Genomic DNA, 18,790 nt, shown 5'->3' on the forward strand with positions numbered 1-18,790 from the left:
TATCCATTCGGGAGAGAGTGAGTAGATGAGTAGCGCTGTAAGCCTTTCACCTTCCGCGCCGGGTGTTGCCGGCGCGGGGGCAAGCACTGACCACAAGGTGCCCCCCGTGGCAGACATGGCCCGGATGATCGGCCTGACCATTCCGGTGGCCTGCCTGCCTGATGTCGTGGCCAATACGGCGTTGCTGCAGGGCTATGCCGACCTCGTGGCAGGCTTCGTGCTGCCCGATGACTGCGAGCCAGCCTACGAGTATGCGCCATGACCGCGCGCGCCATGGGGGCAGCGCTTGGCATCGCCGCTGACATACGCGCAGGCCGCCGCAACGCCGTTGGCGTGGTCACGGCGGTCATTGCCGATATCGAGGCGCGTGATACCCGCTTCAACAGCGTGACCCGCATCCTTGGTCCCGCCGCCGTGGCGCAGGCCGAGGACGTGGACAAGGCCATTGCCGCGGGCCGCGACCCCGGCCCGCTCGCGGGCGTGCCCTTTGGCGTCAAGGACCTGTTTGACGTGCGCGGCGAGGTCACGACCGCAGGCTCCATCGTGCTGCGCGACAACCTGCCCGCCACCGAGGATGCCACCGTCATCGCCCGCCTGCGTGCCGCAGGCGCCGTGCCGGTGGCCACCCTGAACATGGATGAATTTGCCTACGGCTTCTCCACCGAGAACGCGCATAACGGCACGACCCGCAACCCGCATGACCACGCCCGCCTGGCCGGGGGCTCGTCGGGCGGGTCGGCCGCCGCCGTGGCGGCGGGGCTGCTGCCCTTTACGCTCGGCTCGGACACCAATGGCTCGATCCGCATCCCCTCCGCGCTGTGCGGGGTGTGGGGGCTCAAGCCCACTTACGGGCAGGTGCCGCTGCGCGGGGTCTATCCGTTCGTGGCCAGCCTCGATACCGCAGGCCCCATGGCCGACACGCTTGAAGACCTGGTGGCGGTGTACGGCATCATGTCAGGCCGGGACGTGTCGGTCCTGCCTGATGTGGCATCGGTGAAAGTGGCGCGGCTGGGGGGCTGGTTTGCCCGCAATGTCAGCACCGGACTGACGGCTGCGATTGATGGCGTGATGGCGCATCTGGGCCATGACAGCGTGATCGAATTGCCCGAAGTGGCGCGGGCGCGGGCCTCTGCCTTCCTCATCAGTGCGGCGGAGGGGGGCAACCTGCACCTGCCCCGCCTGCGCAGGCGCTCCATGCAGTATGACCCCGCCACCCGCAATCGCCTCATGGCGGGTGCCATGCTGCCTGCGGCCACCTTCGTGCAGGCGCAGCGCTTCCGCCGGTGGTTCCGCACGCAGGTGCATGCGGCCTTTGCGCAGGCCGATGTGCTGGTGGCCCCCACCACGGTGGGCGTTGCGCCGCGTATCGACCAGCCTTCCATCATGGTGGATGGCAAAAGTGTTTCCGCGCGGGCCAATCTGGGTATCTATACCCAGCCCATCAGCCTGGCCGGGCTGCCGGTGCTGGCCACCCCGCTGGCCGTGGACGGCCTGCCGCTGGGCATCCAGTTGATCGGCGCGCCGGGGGCCGAGACGAAACTGTTCGCCGTGGCCGCCGAACTGCAGCGCGCGGGCCTTGCCGCCTGCCGCCCGCTTGATGCGGGTTATGCGCAAAAGGAGCAGGCATGCTGAATACGCCACGTTCATGCCGGGGGATGGTCACATCCCCCCACCATCTTGCCAGCCAGGCCGGCCTTGACGTGCTCAAGGCAGGCGGCACGGCCATTGAGGCCGCTGTCGCCACCGCCGCGGCACTGGCCGTGGTCTATCCGCATATGACCGGTATCGGGGGGGATGCCTTCTGGCTGACCATGTGGCCCGATGGACGGGTTGAAACCATTGATGCCTGCGGGGCTGCGGCAGGCAGGGCGGATGCCGCGTTCTATCACGCGGCGGGCCATGACACGATTCCGTGGCGTGGCCCGCTTGCGGCCAATACGGTCGCGGGCACCGTATCGGGGTGGGAGATGGCCCTGTCGTGGAGCCACGCCATGGCGCCGGGCCTGCCGTTAGGCCGCGTGCTGCGCGATGCGCTGTACTATGCCGAGCAGGGCGTGCCCGTAACGGCGGGCGCCGCCGAGATCACCCGCCAGAAGGTGGAAGAACTCAGGAACGTGCCCGGCTTTGCCGCACAGTTCATGCCCGGCGGCAAGCTGCCGCAGGCAGGCGACATCCTGCACAACCCGCGCCTGGCAACAACCCTGCGCCAACTGGCTGATGAAGGGCTTTCCAGCTTCTATCGCGGCACGGTGGCGCGTGAACTCGCCGCCGATCTGGAGGCCCTTGGCAGTCCGCTCACCCTGGCCGACCTGCAGGCGCACAGGGCAACCCACCAGCCCGCGCTCCATGCCCGCATTCACGGCGCGGATCTGTACAACATGGCGCCGCCCACGCAGGGGGTGGCCTCGCTGCTGATCCTGGCGCTGTTTGACCGGCTCAAGGCCGCGAACGCGGATGATTTCGATTACCTGCACGGGCTGGTCGAGGCCACCAAGCAGGCCTTCCGCTACCGCGACACGCATGTGGGCGATCCCGCCTACATGACCGTGCAGGCGCAGGACATCCTTGATGACCGCAAGGCGCTCGACCGCATGGCAGCGAGCATCAATCCCGACAAGGCGGCCCCCTGGCCGTGGCAGTCGCAGCAGGGCGATACGGTGTGGCTGGGCGTGATCGATTCCGACGGGCTGGCCGTGAGCATGATCCAGAGCCTGTATTTTGAATATGGCTCCGGCGTGGTGCTGCCGCGCACCGGCGTGGTGTGGCAGAACCGGGGCACCAGCTTCGGCCTTGACCCGCAGGGGTGGAACGGGCTGCGGCCGGGCCGCAAGCCGTTCCATACGCTCAACCCCGCGGGCGCGCGCTTCGAGGATGGCCGGACCATGGTGTACGGCACAATGGGCGGCGAAGGCCAGCCCCAGACACAGGCGGCCCTGTTCACCCGCTACGCACGGTATGGCATGCCGCTGCAGCGCGCCATTACCGCGCCGCGCTGGCTGCTGGGCCGCACATGGGGGGAATCCAGCGTCAGCCTGAAATACGAGGACCGCTTCGACCCCGAGGTGATTGCCCGCATGAGTGCCGCAGGCCACCAGATGGAACGCGTGGCGCCGTTTTCCTCCGTCATGGGGCACGCGGGCGCGCTGGTGCGCCATGAATCCGGCCTGCTGGAGGGGGCGTCCGACCCGCGCAGTGATGGGTGTGTCGCCGCATGGTAAACGCACGGGACAGCATTAATCAGCCTTCGGGCCGGCGCGCGGTGGCACGCTGCGCCGAACTGGGCCGTGCGCCCTATTCCGAGATGGAGGGCGGGCTGTTCCGCCCCTATCTCGGCCCCTCCTACCGCGCCACCTGCGACCGGCTGGCTACATGGATGCACGCGGCGGGCATGACCACGCGCATGGATGCGGCGGGCAGCCTGCTGGGCCGCTACGAGGGGCTTGCGCCTGATGCCCCGGTGCTGCTGCTTGGCTCGCATATCGACAGCGTGCGCGATGGCGGCTTTTTTGATGGCATGCTCGGCGTCATCCTCGGCATCGAGGCCGTGGCCCATTTCGCGGCAGCGGGCAAACGCTTCCCCTTCGCGCTGGAGGTCATAGGCTTTGGCGATGAGGAGGGGTCGCGCTTCCCGTCCGGCATGCTGACCTCGCACGCCGTGGCGGGCGTGCTGGACACGCCCGATCCCGCCATGCGTGACTGGGCGGATACCGCAACCCTGGCCACGGCGCTGGCTGAATTCGGGCTGGATGCTGGCCGGATGCATGCGGCATCGCGCAAGGGCGAAAACATCCTCGCCTATGTCGAGGCGCATATCGAGCAGGGGCCGGTGCTCGAGGCCGAGGGCCGGGCGCTGGGCGTGGTCAGCGCCATTGCCGCCCAGCATCGCTACCGCATGACCCTGCGCGGCATGGCCGGGCATGCGGGCACCGTATCGATGGACCTGCGGCGTGACGCGCTGGTGGGAGCCGCCGAGATCATCCTCGCCGCCGAGCGCATTGGCCGCGCGGGCACTGACGGGCTGGTGGCCACCGTGGGATCGCTTGACGTGATGCCGGGCGCGGCCAACGTGGTGCCGGGCGAGGTGGTGTTCACCCTTGACGTGCGGGCGGGCACCAATGCGGCGCGTGACCGGGCCGCCCGCGAAATCCTGGCCGTGGCCGACGCGGTGGCAAAGACGCGCAGGCTGGAACTTGCCATCAGCATGCAGCAGGATCTTGATGCGACACCATGTGATCCGCGCCTGACCACCTTCATGGAACAGGCCGTGCGCGACGTGACGGGGGCCGACCCGCGCCTTCTGGTTAGCGGGGCCGGGCATGATGCCATGATCATGGCGCATCTGGCCCCGGTTTCCATGCTGTTCATCCGCTGTGCGGGTGGCATCAGCCATAACCCCGCTGAATCCGTAACCGATGCGGATACTGATTCAGCCCTGCGGGCGATGATCGCCTTTATTGGACTTTTTGAGAGACATTTCGGATGACCCAGACCTTTTTCGGCCAGATCAACCCTCCCGCCCGGCTGCTGATGGGGCCGGGGCCGGTCAACGCCCACCCGCGCGTGCTGCGCGCCATGGCGGCCGACATGCTGGGCCAGTTCGACCCCGAGATGACCGACTACATGAACCAGACGATGGAACTCTACCGTCAGGTGTTCATGACCAATAACCGCTGGACCCTACTGGTCGATGGCACGGCGCGGGCAGGCATCGAGGCGGCACTCGTCTCGCTGGTCGAGCCGGGCATGAAGCTTTTGATCGTGCGCGCGGGGCGTTTCGGCCTGCTGCTCTCCGAGATCGCGCAGCGCATCGGCGCCGAGATCGTGACGCTGGACCTGCCCTGGGGCGAGGTGGCCAGCCTTGCGCAGATCGAGGATGCCATCGTAGCCCACCGCCCGCATGTGCTGGCCTGCATTCATGGTGATACATCCACCACCATGGCCCAGCCGCTCGATGGCGTCGGCGCGCTGTGCCGCAAGTATGATGTGCTGTCCTATGTCGATACCACGGCAACCCTGGGCGGCATGGAAGTGGCCACCGACCGCTGGGGCGTGGACGTGGTGAGCGGCGGGTTGCAGAAGTGCATGGGCGGGCCGCCGGGTTCGGCACCCATCACCATCTCCGACCGCGCGGCCGAGCACATCTTCGCCCGCCGCCATGTCGAGGCGGGCATTCGCGGTAGCGACACGACGGACGGCACGCGCGTGCGCATTCCGTCGAACTATTTCGATCTGGCCATGGTGATGGATTACTGGTCCGAAAAGCGGCTCAACCACCATACCGAGGCCACCACCATGCTGTACGGCGCGCGTGAAGCCGCCCGCGTGGTGCTGGAGGAAGGGCTGCAGGCCCGCTTCGCCCGCCATGCCGCCGCATCGCACGCGGTGTGCGCCGGGCTGCGCGCCATGGGGCTGGAGCTGTTTGGCGGCGACGAACACCGCATGACCAACGTGACCGGCGTGTACATTCCCAAGGGCATTGATGGCGAAAAGGTGCGTGGCCGCATGCGCGAGGATTTCGAGATCGAGATCGGCTCCGCCTTCGGCCCTCTGCAGGGAAAGATCTGGCGCATCGGGGCCATGGGCTACAACGCCGAGAAGCACAAGGTGCTGCTGACCATGGGCGCGCTCGAGACCGTGCTGCGCCATGAAGGCCACGGCCTGACCGCAGGCGCGGGCGTTGATGCCGCCCTTGCCGCCTATAACGACTGATAATGGGAGACCACGGCGTAATGTCTGACACAGGTGCCTATCCGCGCGACATGGTTGGTTATGCGGGCAACCCGCCAGATGCAAAATGGCCTGGCGGGGCGCGGATCGCGGTCCAGTTCGTCATCAATTACGAGGAGGGGGCCGAGAACTCGGTCCTCCATGGGGATCGCGGGTCGGAGGCATTCCTGTCCGAGATGGTGGGGGCGCAGTCCATACCCGGCGCCCGCGCCATTGCGATGGAAAGCCTGTATGAATACGGCTCGCGTGCCGGGTTCTGGCGGCTGCACCGCATTTTTACGCAGCGCAAACAGCCGCTCACGGTGTTTGCCGTGGCCGCCGCCATGGCGCGCAACCCCGCAGCGGTTGCAGCAATGAAGGAGGCCGGGTGGGAAATCGCCTCCCACGGGTTGCGCTGGATCGACTACCAGCACGTGCCCGAGGCTGTGGAGCGCGCCCATATTCTTGAATGCATCGCGCTGCATGAAAAGCTGACCGGCGCGCGCCCGCTGGGCTGGTACCAGGGCCGCACCAGCCCCAACACCGCCCGCATCGTGGCGGAGGAAGGCGGCTTTGTGTACGACGCCGATTCCTACGCCGATGACCTGCCCTATTACGACCGCAGCACGGGTCGGACGCAACTGATCGTGCCCTATACGCTAGATGTGAACGACATGCGCTTCGTGGCGCTGAACGGCTTTACCGAAGGCGAGCAGTTCTTCAACTACCTGCGCGACACGTTTGATGAACTGTACGAGGAAGGGGCGGACAGGCCACGCATGATGTCGGTCGGCCTGCACTGCCGCGTGGCGGGCCGCCCCGGCCGTGCGCGGGCGGTGGCGCGCTTCCTTGACTATATTGCCCAGCGCGAGAAGGTATGGGTCGCCACCCGGCTGGACATCGCGCGGCACTGGCTGGAGACGCACCCAGCATGAACCGCGTTTTTGACCGGGTGAATTCACTCTCCGCCGTGCGGTTTGTGGAACTGTTTGGCCCGATATACGAGCATTCGCCGTGGGTTGCCCAGCGCGCCCATGGCCATGGGCCCTTCAGCGGGCACGAAGCCATGCTGGCCAGCATGGCGCTGGTGCTGGAACAGGCGCAGGAGGCCGAAAAGATGGCCCTCATCCGCGCTCACCCCGAACTGGCGCAGCGCATGGGGGTTGACCCCACGCTCACCTCGGCCTCTGCCGCCGAGCAGGCCTCCGCCGGGCTGGACCGGCTGACGCCGGATGAGTTTTCCAGTTTTCGTGCGCTCAATGAGGCCTATGCGGCCAAATTCGGCATGCCCTTCATCATCTGCGTGCGGCGCTCGGACAAGCAGGCCATCCTCAACGGGTTGCGGACCCGTCTGGAAAACACACCCGAGGTCGAGCAGCAGACCGCGCTGGCCGAGATCAACAAGATCGCAGCCCTTCGCCTGGCCGATGTGCTCGAACGCCTGGAGCATGAAATATGAGCACGCTTTCCACCCATGTGCTCGACCTCGTATCGGGCAGGCCCGCCGCTGGCATGGCCATAAGCCTGTGGGCCGGGCAGGACTGCCTGTTCCGTGGCGTGACCAACGCCGATGGCCGCTGCCCGGAACTGGGCGCGCAGATGGGCGAGATGCGCCCCGGCGCCTACCGGCTGGAATTTGCCGTGGCGGACTATTTCCGCGCGCAGGGCGCTGCTTTGTCCGAGCCGCCTTTCCTTGATGTGGTGCCGATTGCGTTCGGCATTGCGGCAGCGGGGGCGGATGGCAAAGGCGGGCATTACCACGTGCCGCTCCTGGCCTCGCCGTTCGGTTTTTCAACCTATCGCGGTAGCTGAAAACCAGACGTTTCTGGTGAAGCTTTTTTCAAAAAGCTTCAGATAACAGTGTTTTAAGGCATCAGCGTAAACGCAAAAAGGGCCGTGGCATGAACGCCACGGCCCTTTTTGCATGCATCTGCGGCAGGCTGGCCCGCCGCAGGGTGCACCGAAATCAGGAAACAGCCTGCTTCAGCGCTGCCGTCAGGTCGGTGGTGCTGGCCTTGCCGCCCAGGTCGCCCGTGCGCACGGCACCCGAGGAGATAACCTTCTCGATGGCCTTGTCGATGCGGGTGGCCAGGTCCTGGCGGCCAACATGCTGCAGCATCATGTTGGCAGCGAGCAGCAGCGAGGTCGGGTTGGCCTTGTTCTGGCCTGCAATGTCGGGGGCCGAGCCATGCACGGCCTCGAACACGGCGGCTTTCTCGCCGATATTCGCACCCGGCGCGAGGCCAAGGCCGCCAACCAGACCGGCGGTCAGGTCGGACAGGATGTCACCAAACAGGTTGGTGGTGACAATGCAGTCATACTGCCACGGATCGGTCACGAGCTGCATGGCGCAGGCGTCAACGATGCGCTCGTTCACTTCCACGCGGCCTTCATATTCCTTGGCGACCTTGCGGCCTTCCTCAAGGAACAGGCCGGTCAGCAGCTTGAGGATGTTGGCCTTGTGCACCAGGGTGACGCGCTTGCGGTTGTTCTTGACCGCATATTCAAAGGCATAGCGCACGATGCGGTTGCATTCCACGCGCGAGGTGTAGCCCGCGCTGGTGGCGATGGCATGCGGGTCATCACCGACGGGAATGTAGTTTTCGAGTGCGGCGTAATAGCCCTCGAGGTTCTCGCGGAAGATGACGAGGTTGATGTTCTCGAACCGCCCGCCCGGCACGATCGTTTTTGTGGGGCGCACATTCGCGAACAGGCCGAACTCCTGGCGCAGTGTCACGTTGATGGACTTGAAGCCGCCACCGACGGGCGTGGTCAGCGGGCCTTTCAGCGCAAGGCCGGTGCGGCGGATGCTCTCGATCGTCTCCTTGGGCAGCGGGCTGCCGGTGGCCTCAAGGGCGGAAACGCCACCAAGCGCCTTTTCCCATTTGAAGGGGGCGCCAACCGTATCAAGGATCTCGACAACGGAGTCGACAATTTCAGGCCCGATTCCATCACCGGGAATCAGGGTAGCGGGAATTGTTTTTTCTGCGGACATTCTCGAACGTCTCCCTTTAGTGCTTGCTACTGAAAAGCGTTTCAGCATGCGCACCGGCTTGGCGGACCCGGTTCGTTGCCGGGTGCCCCGTCGGAACTGGTTAAAAGTCCTAGGCCCCCCAGTCCGGCGTGACAATCGGGCCACGGGGCCGGGCTGGCGGTTTTACAGTCACATTATCCGGCGTGCAGCGGCGCGCAGGCCGCCGCAAGCCATGCGCGCGCCGGAGTTTGCAGATACGGCGCGATGCTTTCAAAAACCCGTGCATGATAGGCATCAAGCCATGCCGTATCGGCGGCTGACAGGCTGGCGGCGTCAATCAGCCGCCTGTCAAAGGGGGCCAGCGTCAGCACCTCGAACTCCAGAAACGACCGGTTGGCCTCGCCCACGGTGCTGGGCTGGACCAGGTGCAGGTTTTCAAGCCGGATTCCAAACGCGCCGGGGCGGTAATAGCCCGGCTCGTTGGACAGGATCATGCCCGCATGCAGTTTTACGGGCCGGAACACGGGCGAGATCGTGGCCGGTCCCTCATGCACAGACAGGTAGCTGCCAATGCCGTGGCCGGTGCCGTGGTCATAATTCAGCCCGCCCTCCCACAGGGCATGGCGGGCGAGCGCATCAAGCGCGTGCCCGGTCACACCTGTGGGGAAGCGCGCGCGGGCAAGGGCGATATGCCCGCGCAGCACGCGGGTAAAGGCATCGCGCACATCCGTATCGGGCGCATCCGGCCCGGTCCAGATGGTGCGGGTTATGTCGGTGGTGCCAAAGGGGTACTGCCCGCCGCTATCGATCAGGTAGACCTCGTTGGGGCGCAGCGCCCGGTTGCTGTCGGCGGTGACGCGGTAGTGGATGATGGCCCCGTTCGGCCCCGCGCCGGAAATGGCGGGAAAGCTTTCCTCGCGGTAATCCGGGCAGTCCTTGCGAAAGCCATTGAGCGTTTCAGCCGCATCGAGTTCCGTGGTGCGGGCCGCATTTTCATCCAGCCAGTGCAGGAAGCGGCAGATGGCCACGCCATCAAGCTGGTGGGCACGCCTGCTGCCGTCCTGCTCGGTCGGGTTCTTGATGGCCTTGGGCAACTGGCACGGGTCATCCTTGCGAATGACCGTGGCCCCGGCCTGTTCCAGCACCTGCATGAACCAGATGGCGTTGCGGGCGGGGTCAACCTGCACGCGGGCCGGGGCGAGGGCGCGCAGGCTCTCCTCCAGTGCGGAAGGCGGCTGCAGGGTCACGTCGGTGCCCAGCCAGTCGCGCGTCTGCTGCGCTACCTTGGCGGGGTCGATGAACAGCGTCACCTGCCCGTCATCATGCACGATGGCAAAGCTCAGGCTGAGCGGCGTGTAGGGCACGTCGGTGCCGCGAATGTTGAGCAGCCACGCAATCGAGGCCGGGTCGCTCAGCACCAGCGCGTGCTCGCCCGCCATGTGCAGGCTGGCGGCAATGGCGTCGCGCTTGGCCGCACTTGCCTGTCCCGCCAGGGCCTCGGGTTGCGGCACGCAGGGCGTGCAGGGCGGGGCGGGGCGGTCGGTCCAGATCTGGTCCACCGGGTTCTCGGCCAGTGGCACGAGCGTCAGTCCGGCATCATTGAACGGGCGCAGCGCGCTTTCACTGGTCAGGCGCGGGTCGTAGCCAATACGCAGGGTGGCGCCATGCTGCGCCAGCCAGCCTGCGGGCGGGGTCTGGGTGATGTGCAGCCGCTCCCAGGTCGCGCCGTCAACCTGCTGGTCCATCTGCGTCATGTAGCGCCCATCGGAGAACACGGCAGCGCGGTCTGGCAGAATGGCCGCAAGCCCCGCGCTGCCGGTAAAGCCGGTGAGCCAGGCCAGCCGTTCCGCGCAGGGGGCGACATATTCGCCCAGATGCTCATCGCCACGCGGCAGGATGAAGCCGTCCACGCCCATCCGGCTCAGGGTCGTGCGCAGGGCATCGGGGCGGTTCGGGGCAGGCGACATGGGCATATCCTTGAGGGGGGGTGGAACTTACACCGGTGACATGATGCGGTACAGGAACAGAAGGTCCATCCAGCGGCCATATTTGGTGCCGCATTCAGGCAGCAGGCCCCCGTGCTGGAAGCCAAAGCGCTCATGCAGCTTGCGCGAGGCGATGTTGGTCGAGGTAATGCCCGCGATCATCACATGCACGTCTGCCGCCTTCGCCCGCTCGCACAGGGCCTGCAACAGGGCGCTGCCAATGCCCTGGCGCTTGTAGGCAGGGGCGATATAGAGCGAGTGCTCCACCGTATGGCGGTAGCCTGAAAACGGACGGAACATCTTCCAGCTACTGTAGCCTGCAACATTGCCGTCAGGCATCTGCGCCACCAGCACGGGAAAGCCGCTGGCCTGGCTGGCGTGCAGCCACTCCAGCCGGGCCTCGAGGGTGGTTTCCTGCGTTTCCCACATCGAGGTGCTGTTGCGGATGGCGTGGTTGACGATCTCGACAATGGCCGGAATATCGTCATCCGTCGCATCGCGGATCAGGAGGGCAGGCGTGTCAGCCATGGGGTTTGCGCAGGATCAGCGTGCCCCAGTCTCCCTCGCGCAGGTGGCGCTCGAGAACAAGCCCGTGGCGGCGATGGGCGGCCAGCACCATGCGCACCTGCGTGTTGAGCAGGCCTGCCAGAATGGCGGTGCCGCCCGGCATCAGGTTGAGCGCGAGGTCAGCGGCCATGGCGCAGAGCGGGCGGGCCAGGATGTTGGCGAATACAAGGTCGTACGGCGCATGGTGGCGGATGGCGGGCGTGGACCAGCCATTGCCCAGATGGCAGTCAACCAGATTGGCCAGCCCGTTCATGGTAGCGTTGCGCCTGGTCACCCGCACCGACCACGGATCGATATCGGTGGCCAGCACCGGCTTGTGCAGCAGTGCCGCCGCCGCCATGGCCAGAATGCCCGAGCCGCAGCCAAGGTCGAGAATGCGCTGTGGTTTGCGATAGGCCACCATTTCAAGCGCGCGCAGGCAGCCGCGCGTGGAGCCGTGCTCGCCCGAGCCGAAGGCCACGCCCGCATCGAGTGTTATGGTAATGCGCTGCGGGTTGGGCGCATCCTCAAGGTGGGTGCCGCGAATGGCGAAACGCTTGCCCGCAAGCTGCTCGGGGAAGGATTCATAGGTGCGGGCCAGCCAGCCTTCGGCCTCGGTGTGGCTGCGCTCGAGTTCGGCATCCACGCCGCTGGTCAGGGCGGCAAGGATGAGGGCCGCGCGCAGTTCGTCCTCGCCGCTGCCGGTGTCCTTCACTCCTTCCACGCGCCACAGGGTCTGGCTGTCATCAAGTTCGAAGATGCCGATGGTGGCGCATACGGTGGCGAGGGCGGATTCATAGGCCTCGACCGCATCAGGCGGAACGGTGACCGATATGGTTTCAAGTTCGGTGGCGTGACGCCGGGGGGAAAGGCTCATCTATACCTGCTCAACAAATTTATCGATCACCCGCTTGGGGCCTGCTTTTTCAAACGCGACTTCCAGCCGGTTTCCCTCGACCGAGGTAATCGTGCCGTAGCCGAATTTCTGGTGGAACACACGCACCCCCACCTTCATGCCCGCAGCCGGGGCGGCTGCGGGGGTGACGTCATGCACCCTTCGCGCCGCCACGAGCGGGAAGGGGGATGAGCCGAACACCGCCGGGCGGCCGAGGAAGTTGCGGCGGCTGTTGGCGCTGTCACCCCGGCTTTCAACATGTTCGGCGGGCAGTTCTTCCACAAACCGGCTGGGAATGGCGGACTGCCAGCTCCCATAGATGAGCCGGTTGGCGGCGTGGCTGATGATGGCCAGCCTGCGCGCGCGCGTAATGCCCACATAGGCCAGGCGGCGTTCCTCCTCCAGCCCCTTCAGCCCGCCTTCATCAAGCGTGCGCTGCGAGGGGAAGACCCCTTCCTCCCATCCGGGCAGGAACACGGTGTCGAATTCCAGCCCCTTGGCGCCATGCAGCGTCATGATGCTCATGCTGTCATCGCCCGCCTTCGCCTCGGTATCCATGACAAGGGCGACATGTTCGAGGAAGCCGCCAAGGTTTTCATAGTCGGCCAGCGAGCGGACGAGTTCCTTGAGGTTCTCGATCCGGCCCGGCGCGTCGGGCGACTTGTCGGCCTTCCACATCTCGATATACCCGCTTTCTTCCAGCAGGTTGTCGATGGCCACGACATGCCCTTCGCGCCCGGCCTGCTCGCGTGCGGTGGCAAGGGCCTGCATCAGCGCGGTCAACTGTTCCTTTGCCTTGCCCCTGATCTCGCCAGTGGCGAGCATTTCCAGCACGGCGGCGGTCAGCGGTATCTGGCGCTCGCGGGCGTGCATGTGCAGCTTCTGCAACCCCGTGGCGCCCACGCCCCGGCGCGGCACGTTGATGATGCGCTCGAACGCCAGGTCATCGGAGGGCTGGCTGACCACGCGCATATAGGCAATGGCGTCGCGGATTTCGGCGCGTTCATAAAAGCGCAGGCCGCCCACCACGCGGTAGGGCAGGCCGAGGGTGATCAGCCATTCCTCGAACGCGCGGGTCTGGAAGCCCGCACGCACCAGAATGGCGATCTCGCTCATGGCGTGGCCATTGGCGCGCAGGCGTTCGATCTCGGCGCCGACCATGCGGGCCTCGTCATCGGAGTCCTGCACGGCAATCACGCGCACCTTCTCGCCTTCCGCATCCTCGCGACCGGGGTGCAGCGTCTTGCCAAGGCGTTCCTCGTTATGGGCGATCAGGCCCGACGCCGCGCCAAGGATCTGGCGGGTGGAGCGGTAATTGCGCTCAAGGCGCACCACGCGCGCGCCGGGGAAGTCACGCTCGAAACGCAGGATGTTCTCCACCTCCGCCCCGCGCCATGAGTAGATGGACTGGTCATCATCACCCACGCAGCAGATGTTGGACGGCTGGCCTTCCCTGTGGGCCAGCAGCCGCAGCCACAGGTACTGGATGGTGTTGGTGTCCTGATATTCATCAACCAGAATGTAGCGGAAGTAGCGGTGATACTGCTCCAGCACGGCAGGGTGTTTGCGCAGGATTTCCGTCATGTGCAGCATCAGGTCGCCAAAGTCGCAGGCGTTGATCTGCTGGAGCCGGGCCTGATAGTCGGTATAGATCTCCGCACAGCGGCCATTGGCAAAATCCGTGTCCTCGGCGGCCGTGATGGCGTCGGGTACGAGGCCGCGATCCTTCCAGCGCTGGATCACGCCCATGATCGCCTGTGGTGGCCAGCGCTTGGTGTCGATACGGTAGGGTTCGAGCACCTGCTTGAGCAGGCGCAACTGGTCATCGGTATCGAGAATGGTGAAGCTGCTGGTAAGGTTCACATATTCCGCATGGCGGCGCAGCATGCGCGCGCAGAGTGCGTGGAAGGTGCCCAGCCACAGCCCTTCCGCCGGTTCGCCCAGCAGGGCGCTCACGCGCTCGCGCATTTCGCGCGCGGCCTTGTTGGTGAAGGTCACGGCCAGGATCTGGTTGGGCCGCGCCCGGCCCGAGAGCAGGATATGCGCGAACCGCGTGGTCAGCACCCGCGTCTTGCCCGTGCCCGCGCCAGCAAGGACCAGCAGCGGGCCATCGGTCGTCTCGATCGCATCGCGCTGCTCGGGGTTGAGGCGGTTAAGGTATTCCGGCGCGTTGCCGGTAGGGATAAGGCTGTCCATCACGCTTTCTTCTATACCAATCCGGGCAGTGCGCACCAATGCTATCGGGCATGGGGAGGGGTCATGAAAGAAACAAAAACCGCAAAAACACCGGCACGGGTCGGCCCCGGCGGCCACAGGGCGCGCATGCGCCAGCGCATTCGCATGGCGGGCGCGCACTCGCTGGCCGATTATGAACTGCTGGAGGTGCTGCTGTTCGCGGCAACCCCCCGGCGCGACACCAAGCCGCAGGCCAAGGCGCTACTGGCAGAATTTGGCAGCCTCGAGGCGGTGCTTGAGGCCCCGCCTGCCGCCCTGCGGGCCGCGGGGCTGGGGCCGCGCGGGGTGGCGGTCATCAGCGTGCCGGCCGAGGTGGCGCAGCGCCTGGCGCATGCCGACCTGCGCGCGCAGGTTGTTTTTACCGACATGACGGTGCTGCTCGATTACTGCGACCGCCTGCCAGCCTGCACGCCTGATGGCATGCGGCTGTTCTACCTTGATTCAGCCCGCCACATGCTGGCCGATGAGGTCGTGCCCTCAGGCCCGGCCCCCGCGCAGTGCCGCACGGTGCTGGCCCGTGCGCTTGAACTGCATGCGGTCTCGCTCCTTGCGGTGCGTGATATGGGCCAGCAGGCCCCGCCACCGCCACAAAGCCTGCCCGAACTGCGCTTTTTACGCATGCTGCATGCGCATGCCCGCCTGCTCGGCCTGGTGTTCCAGGACTGCCTGGTGCGCGGGGCGGGGCAGGTGGTGAGCCTGCGGGCGCTGATGGAGCATTAGGTGTGGGGATGCGCCTCGGCTGCCGCGAACTGCTGGCGGATGGCGGCCAGCAGTTCGGAGGGCTGGCTGACCAGTGCATCCGCACCCGCCTGCACCAGTTCCTCGCGCGTGCCGTAGCCCCATAGCACGCCCAGCGCGCGCACGTGGTTGGCATGCGCGCCGCTGATGTCGAAGCGGCGGTCGCCGATCATCAGCGCATCCTCGCGGTTGACCGCGTATTCACGCAGCACGGCGGCGATCAGTTCGGGCTTTTCGGCCCCGCTTTCATCCTCGCGCGCGCCGGACAGGCCATCAAAATACTGCACGAGGCCGCGCATGTGCAGGATCTTGCGCGCAAGGTAGCGCGGCTTGGAGGTGGCCACGAACAGCCGCACGCCTTCAGCCGAGAGGGTCTCGATCAGCTCGCGCATATGCTCGAACACCGGGCTTTTGTGCATGCCCCCCGACTCGTAATGCTTACGGTACAGCGCCATTGCCTCCTGCACCCGGTCATCGCCATAATGGGCGAGGATGTGACCGATCAGTTCCTCGAGCGGCGGGCCGACCACCCATGTCAGGTCCATCGACAGGTCGGGCTCATGCCCGAGGTCGCGCAGCACGGCATGGATGGATTCGACAATGCCATCACGCGAGCGGATGATGGTGCCATCAAGGTCAAAAAGTACGGTATGGGACTGATGAAGACGCATGCAGGTTCATAACCTCCTTATTTTGTCGCCATCATGCACCATGGCGGCGCGTTCTGTCCTGCAATTGTTGGGGAAGGGCCGTTTTGTCCGACCATAAGCCGCCTGTTCCCGCATCGGTGCCGCTTGGTGGCGGCAGCATCAGCCGCGCGCAGGATCATGCCTTTCTGCATCGCCTCATCCGCACGCTTGATACGGCGCATCCCGCCCCCGACCGGCTGGCAGCCAGCCTTCTGGCCCGTTTCGGCTCGGCGGGCATGGCGCTATCAGCCCATGTGGGCGGGCTTGATGAAGTGGCAGGGCGGGAGGCCCTCGTGCCGCCATTGCTGGCGGTGGCGCGTGAGGCGGCATTGCGGCTGTATCGCGGTCGGGTGCGGCGCACGGATGTGCTCGCAGGCCGCAAGGGGCTGGAGGCTTACCTGCAGGCCTGCATGGGCCATGAGGTGGTCGAGCAGTTCCGGGTGCTGTTCCTTGATGGGGCGTGCCACCTGCTGGCCGATGACCTGATGGGTACCGGCACGGTCAACCATTCCCCCGTCTATCCGCGCGAGATCATGCGCCGCGCCCTGCAATTGGGCGCTGAAAAACTGGTGCTGGCCCATAACCACCCCGCAGGCCGCCCCGAGCCATCGGGCGCCGATATCGAGATGACCATGCGCATTGCCCAGATCGGCAAGATGATGGGTGTTGTGGTGCATGACCATATCATCGTTGGTAACGGGCGTACCCACAGCTTTCGCGCCATGGGACTGATTGCCTGAGTCTGGTTTCAATAATTAATATTTAACAATACTATAATTATTTAAATAACTAAATAATTAATTTTTTATTAATGATTCTGTTGGTAATGAATATTATTGAAGCCTATATGGATTTTTTATCCTTATGTGAATTTGACGTCTATACCCTGTTTTATTTCTGGAATGATAAACGGTTCGATTACTGGCGTATTTCCGGCACTGAATATGGCAAGGAGTGGTGCCAGGATGCCCTTGACCTTGCATACAGGATGATAAAAACTGGGTTTATGGGTATTGATTATCCAAATAGCGACCCAACTCCTGAAGAAATGAAGAAGATATTCCACGATTTCGCAGCATTTTCGCCTAATGTAATTGATGGTGCCGTTATCTGGTCAACGTACCAGTTTTACCTGGCCGAGAAAGGCGAGGCGTTTGTGCATGACTGGAAACGGTCTGGCGATAACGCGGTTTTTGAACGCAAACTGGTAGAGATGTTTGATGCCCATGGTATCGGCTTTGATAAGCAGGGCTTTGTTCCGGTAACATTTTAACAAAAAGAAGTTTTTGGTGAAGCTTTTTTTTAAAGCTTCAAGGGATGCCACCTTTTTCAAGAAAGGCGGCATCCACGAACCCTGAGCATTTTTCAGGCTGAGTTAGCTGTTCGTATCCGCAGGGGCCGCGAGTGGACCGAGTGCGGCGTCAACACCGAACTCGCCGGGCAGGCTGCCGAGCGGAAAGATCACGTTCACATGCCCCATCTTGCGCCCCGGCCGGGCCTCGGCCTTGCCGTAGTGGTGGGCCAGCAGGTGCGGGGTGGCCATGATGTCGGGCCACAGCGCCATGTCATCGGGGCCGATCAGGTTTTTCATCACCGCGTCGCTATGGCGGATGGCAGGCGGCAGGGGCAGGCCGGTTACGGCACGCACATGCATCTCGAACTGGTCCACCGGGCAGGCATTCATGGTCCAGTGGCCGGAATTATGCGGCCGCGGCGCGATTTCGTTCACGCGCAGGCTCCCATCATGGTCCACGAACATCTCCACGCCCAGCAGCCCCACAAGGCCGAGGGCCGTGGCAATGCGCCGGGCCAGGTCACGGGCCTGCGCCGCAAGGTCAGGGCTGATGCGGGCGGGGGCGAGGCTGATGTCGAGAATGCCGTTGCGGTGGCGGTTCTCGGTTACGTCAAAGGTGCTGACATCGCCGCGTTCGTTGCGGGCCACCATCACGCTCACCTCGCAGGCGAAGCGGATCATGCCCTCGGCTACCAGCGGGTGGGGGCGCAGCGTATCGAAGGCATGGTCCAGATCGGCCGGGCTGTGAATGCGGGCCTGCCCCTTGCCGTCATAGCCCAGCCGCGTGGTCTTGAGAATGAAGGGATAGCCCAGCACGTCCGCCGCGCGGTCAAGGTCGGCCCGGCTTTCAACCGCATGCCACGGGGCAACGGGAATGCCGTGCTCGCCCATGAAGCTTTTCTCGGCTATGCGGTCTTGGCTGATGCGCAGGATCGCACCCGCCGGGTGAACCGGGCGCAGGCTCGAGAGCAGGTCAAGCCCGTCGGCGCTGATGTTCTCGAACTCGAAAGTGATGACATCTACCGCACCGGCAAAGCGGCGCAGGGCGTCGTGGTCATCATAGGCGCCAAGGGTTACGGCATGCGCCACCTGGGCCGCCGGGCCATCGGCCTCGGTGGTCAGGATATGGGCGCGGTAGCCAAGGCGGGCGGCGGCAATGGCGGACATGCGGCCAAGCTGGCCTCCACCCACAATGCCAAGGACGGAACCGGGGGGCAGCATGCTCATCGGGTCGGCTCATCGGCCACGGCCGCCGTCTGGGCCGCGCGCCATGCTGCCAGCCGCGTGCCCAGCGCCGGGTCGGACAAAGAGAGGATGGCGGCGGCCATCAGGGCGGCATTGGTTGCCCCCGCCTTGCCAATGGCCAGCGTGCCCACGGGAATGCCGCCGGGCATCTGCACGATGGAAAGCAGGCTGTCCATGCCCTTGAGCGCATGCGATTCGACCGGAACCCCTAGCACCGGCAGCGCCGTCCAGGCAGCGCACATGCCCGGCAGGTGAGCCGCCCCGCCAGCACCCGCGATGATGACCGAAAGCCCGCGCCCCTGCGCGGCTTTGGCATATTCCGCCAGCCGGTCGGGCGTGCGGTGGGCGGAGACGATGCGCACCTCATGCGCGACATCAAGCTTTTCCAGCACGGCGGTGGCGTGGCGCATGGTTTCCCAGTCGGACTGGCTGCCCATGATGATCCCCACGCGGGGGGAGGAAGAAGGGTGGCTCACGGTTTGA

19 protein-coding genes are annotated in these 18,790 nt (G+C 65.1%); 11 read left to right on the forward strand and 8 right to left on the reverse strand.

Features of this window, described 5'->3' with window-relative positions; genetic code table 11:
* Positions 1–25 precede the first annotated feature (25 nt).
* The 8 genes from GXY01S_RS05220 to uraH are packed head-to-tail and all read left to right on the forward strand — an operon-like array spanning position 26 to position 7,518.
* Complete coding sequence (locus tag GXY01S_RS05220; protein WP_061272595.1) at positions 26–262, forward strand: DUF4089 domain-containing protein; 237 nt, start codon at positions 26–28, stop codon at positions 260–262.
* Positions 259–1,632, forward strand: a complete 1,374-nt coding sequence (locus GXY01S_RS05225) for an AtzE family amidohydrolase (protein WP_061272598.1) — start codon at positions 259–261, stop codon at positions 1,630–1,632. Before GXY01S_RS05220 ends, GXY01S_RS05225 begins: the two co-directional genes overlap by 4 nt.
* Positions 1,626–3,218: a gamma-glutamyltransferase family protein gene (locus GXY01S_RS05230; RefSeq protein ID WP_061272602.1), complete on the forward strand. Its 1,593-nt coding sequence runs from the start codon at positions 1,626–1,628 to the stop codon at positions 3,216–3,218. The genes GXY01S_RS05225 and GXY01S_RS05230 overlap by 7 nt, the downstream gene beginning before the upstream one ends.
* Positions 3,212–4,483 (forward strand): allantoate amidohydrolase, encoded by a 1,272-nt coding sequence (locus tag GXY01S_RS05235; RefSeq protein ID WP_061272604.1) that lies wholly within the window; start codon positions 3,212–3,214, stop codon positions 4,481–4,483. The genes GXY01S_RS05230 and GXY01S_RS05235 overlap by 7 nt, the downstream gene beginning before the upstream one ends.
* On the forward strand, positions 4,480–5,709 hold the full coding sequence (locus GXY01S_RS05240; protein WP_061272607.1) for a pyridoxal-phosphate-dependent aminotransferase family protein: 1,230 nt from the start codon (positions 4,480–4,482) through the stop codon (positions 5,707–5,709). The genes GXY01S_RS05235 and GXY01S_RS05240 overlap by 4 nt, the downstream gene beginning before the upstream one ends.
* A 20-nt stretch (positions 5,710–5,729) precedes the next feature.
* Positions 5,730–6,641 (forward strand): allantoinase PuuE, encoded by a 912-nt coding sequence (gene puuE, locus GXY01S_RS05245; protein WP_061272610.1) that lies wholly within the window; start codon positions 5,730–5,732, stop codon positions 6,639–6,641.
* Complete coding sequence (gene uraD / locus GXY01S_RS05250; RefSeq protein ID WP_061272613.1) at positions 6,638–7,165, forward strand: 2-oxo-4-hydroxy-4-carboxy-5-ureidoimidazoline decarboxylase; 528 nt, start codon at positions 6,638–6,640, stop codon at positions 7,163–7,165. Before puuE ends, uraD begins: the two co-directional genes overlap by 4 nt.
* Positions 7,162–7,518, forward strand: coding sequence for a hydroxyisourate hydrolase (uraH, locus tag GXY01S_RS05255; RefSeq protein WP_061272617.1), 357 nt, complete (start codon positions 7,162–7,164; stop codon positions 7,516–7,518). Before uraD ends, uraH begins: the two co-directional genes overlap by 4 nt.
* Before the next feature lie 154 nt (positions 7,519–7,672).
* On the opposite strand, the gene GXY01S_RS05260 is transcribed toward uraH, so the two are convergent.
* From GXY01S_RS05260 to GXY01S_RS05280, 5 genes are all read right to left on the reverse strand, one after another.
* Positions 7,673–8,701: an isocitrate/isopropylmalate dehydrogenase family protein gene (locus tag GXY01S_RS05260; protein WP_061272620.1), complete on the reverse strand. Its 1,029-nt coding sequence runs from the start codon at positions 8,699–8,701 to the stop codon at positions 7,673–7,675.
* 173 nt (positions 8,702–8,874) lie between these two features.
* On the reverse strand, positions 8,875–10,647 hold the full coding sequence (locus GXY01S_RS05265) for a M24 family metallopeptidase (RefSeq protein WP_061272715.1): 1,773 nt from the start codon (positions 10,645–10,647) through the stop codon (positions 8,875–8,877).
* A gap of 27 nt (positions 10,648–10,674) precedes the next feature.
* Positions 10,675–11,193, reverse strand: coding sequence for a GNAT family N-acetyltransferase (locus GXY01S_RS05270; RefSeq protein ID WP_061272622.1), 519 nt, complete (start codon positions 11,191–11,193; stop codon positions 10,675–10,677).
* Positions 11,186–12,088: a 50S ribosomal protein L11 methyltransferase gene (locus GXY01S_RS05275; RefSeq protein ID WP_061272626.1), complete on the reverse strand. Its 903-nt coding sequence runs from the start codon at positions 12,086–12,088 to the stop codon at positions 11,186–11,188. The genes GXY01S_RS05270 and GXY01S_RS05275 overlap by 8 nt, the downstream gene beginning before the upstream one ends.
* Positions 12,089–14,302, reverse strand: coding sequence for an ATP-dependent helicase (locus GXY01S_RS05280; RefSeq protein WP_061272718.1), 2,214 nt, complete (start codon positions 14,300–14,302; stop codon positions 12,089–12,091).
* Positions 14,303–14,365: 63 nt separating this feature from the next.
* Here GXY01S_RS05280 and GXY01S_RS05285 point away from each other — a divergent pair, with 63 nt between their 5' ends.
* A complete protein-coding gene (locus tag GXY01S_RS05285; RefSeq protein ID WP_242501234.1) occupies positions 14,366–15,061 on the forward strand; it encodes a JAB domain-containing protein in 696 nt (231 codons plus the stop codon).
* On the opposite strand, the gene GXY01S_RS05290 is transcribed toward GXY01S_RS05285, so the two are convergent.
* Positions 15,058–15,750 carry an HAD hydrolase-like protein gene (locus tag GXY01S_RS05290; RefSeq protein ID WP_061272629.1) on the reverse strand — a complete coding sequence of 231 codons (693 nt, stop codon included), beginning with the start codon at positions 15,748–15,750 and terminating at the stop codon, positions 15,058–15,060. The genes GXY01S_RS05285 and GXY01S_RS05290 overlap by 4 nt on opposite strands.
* Before the next feature lie 83 nt (positions 15,751–15,833).
* Here GXY01S_RS05290 and GXY01S_RS05295 point away from each other — a divergent pair, with 83 nt between their 5' ends.
* Together GXY01S_RS05295 and GXY01S_RS05300 are read left to right on the forward strand one after the other, a co-directional pair.
* The gene (locus GXY01S_RS05295) at positions 15,834–16,508 is read left to right on the forward strand and encodes a JAB domain-containing protein (RefSeq protein ID WP_061272632.1); all 675 of its coding nucleotides are present in this window, start codon (positions 15,834–15,836) and stop codon (positions 16,506–16,508) included.
* 86 nt (positions 16,509–16,594) lie between these two features.
* A complete protein-coding gene (locus tag GXY01S_RS05300; protein ID WP_061272635.1) occupies positions 16,595–17,041 on the forward strand; it encodes a hypothetical protein in 447 nt (148 codons plus the stop codon).
* 102 nt (positions 17,042–17,143) lie between these two features.
* On the opposite strand, the gene GXY01S_RS05305 is transcribed toward GXY01S_RS05300, so the two are convergent.
* Positions 17,144–18,289, reverse strand: coding sequence for a 5-(carboxyamino)imidazole ribonucleotide synthase (locus GXY01S_RS05305; RefSeq protein WP_061272637.1), 1,146 nt, complete (start codon positions 18,287–18,289; stop codon positions 17,144–17,146).
* Positions 18,286–18,783 carry a 5-(carboxyamino)imidazole ribonucleotide mutase gene (gene purE / locus GXY01S_RS05310; protein ID WP_255210361.1) on the reverse strand — a complete coding sequence of 166 codons (498 nt, stop codon included), beginning with the start codon at positions 18,781–18,783 and terminating at the stop codon, positions 18,286–18,288. Before purE ends, GXY01S_RS05305 begins: the two co-directional genes overlap by 4 nt.
* Positions 18,784–18,790 lie beyond the last annotated feature (7 nt).

It is taken from the genome of Komagataeibacter xylinus NBRC 15237 (genome assembly GCF_001571345.1).
Classification (GTDB): domain Bacteria; phylum Pseudomonadota; class Alphaproteobacteria; order Acetobacterales; family Acetobacteraceae; genus Komagataeibacter; species Komagataeibacter xylinus.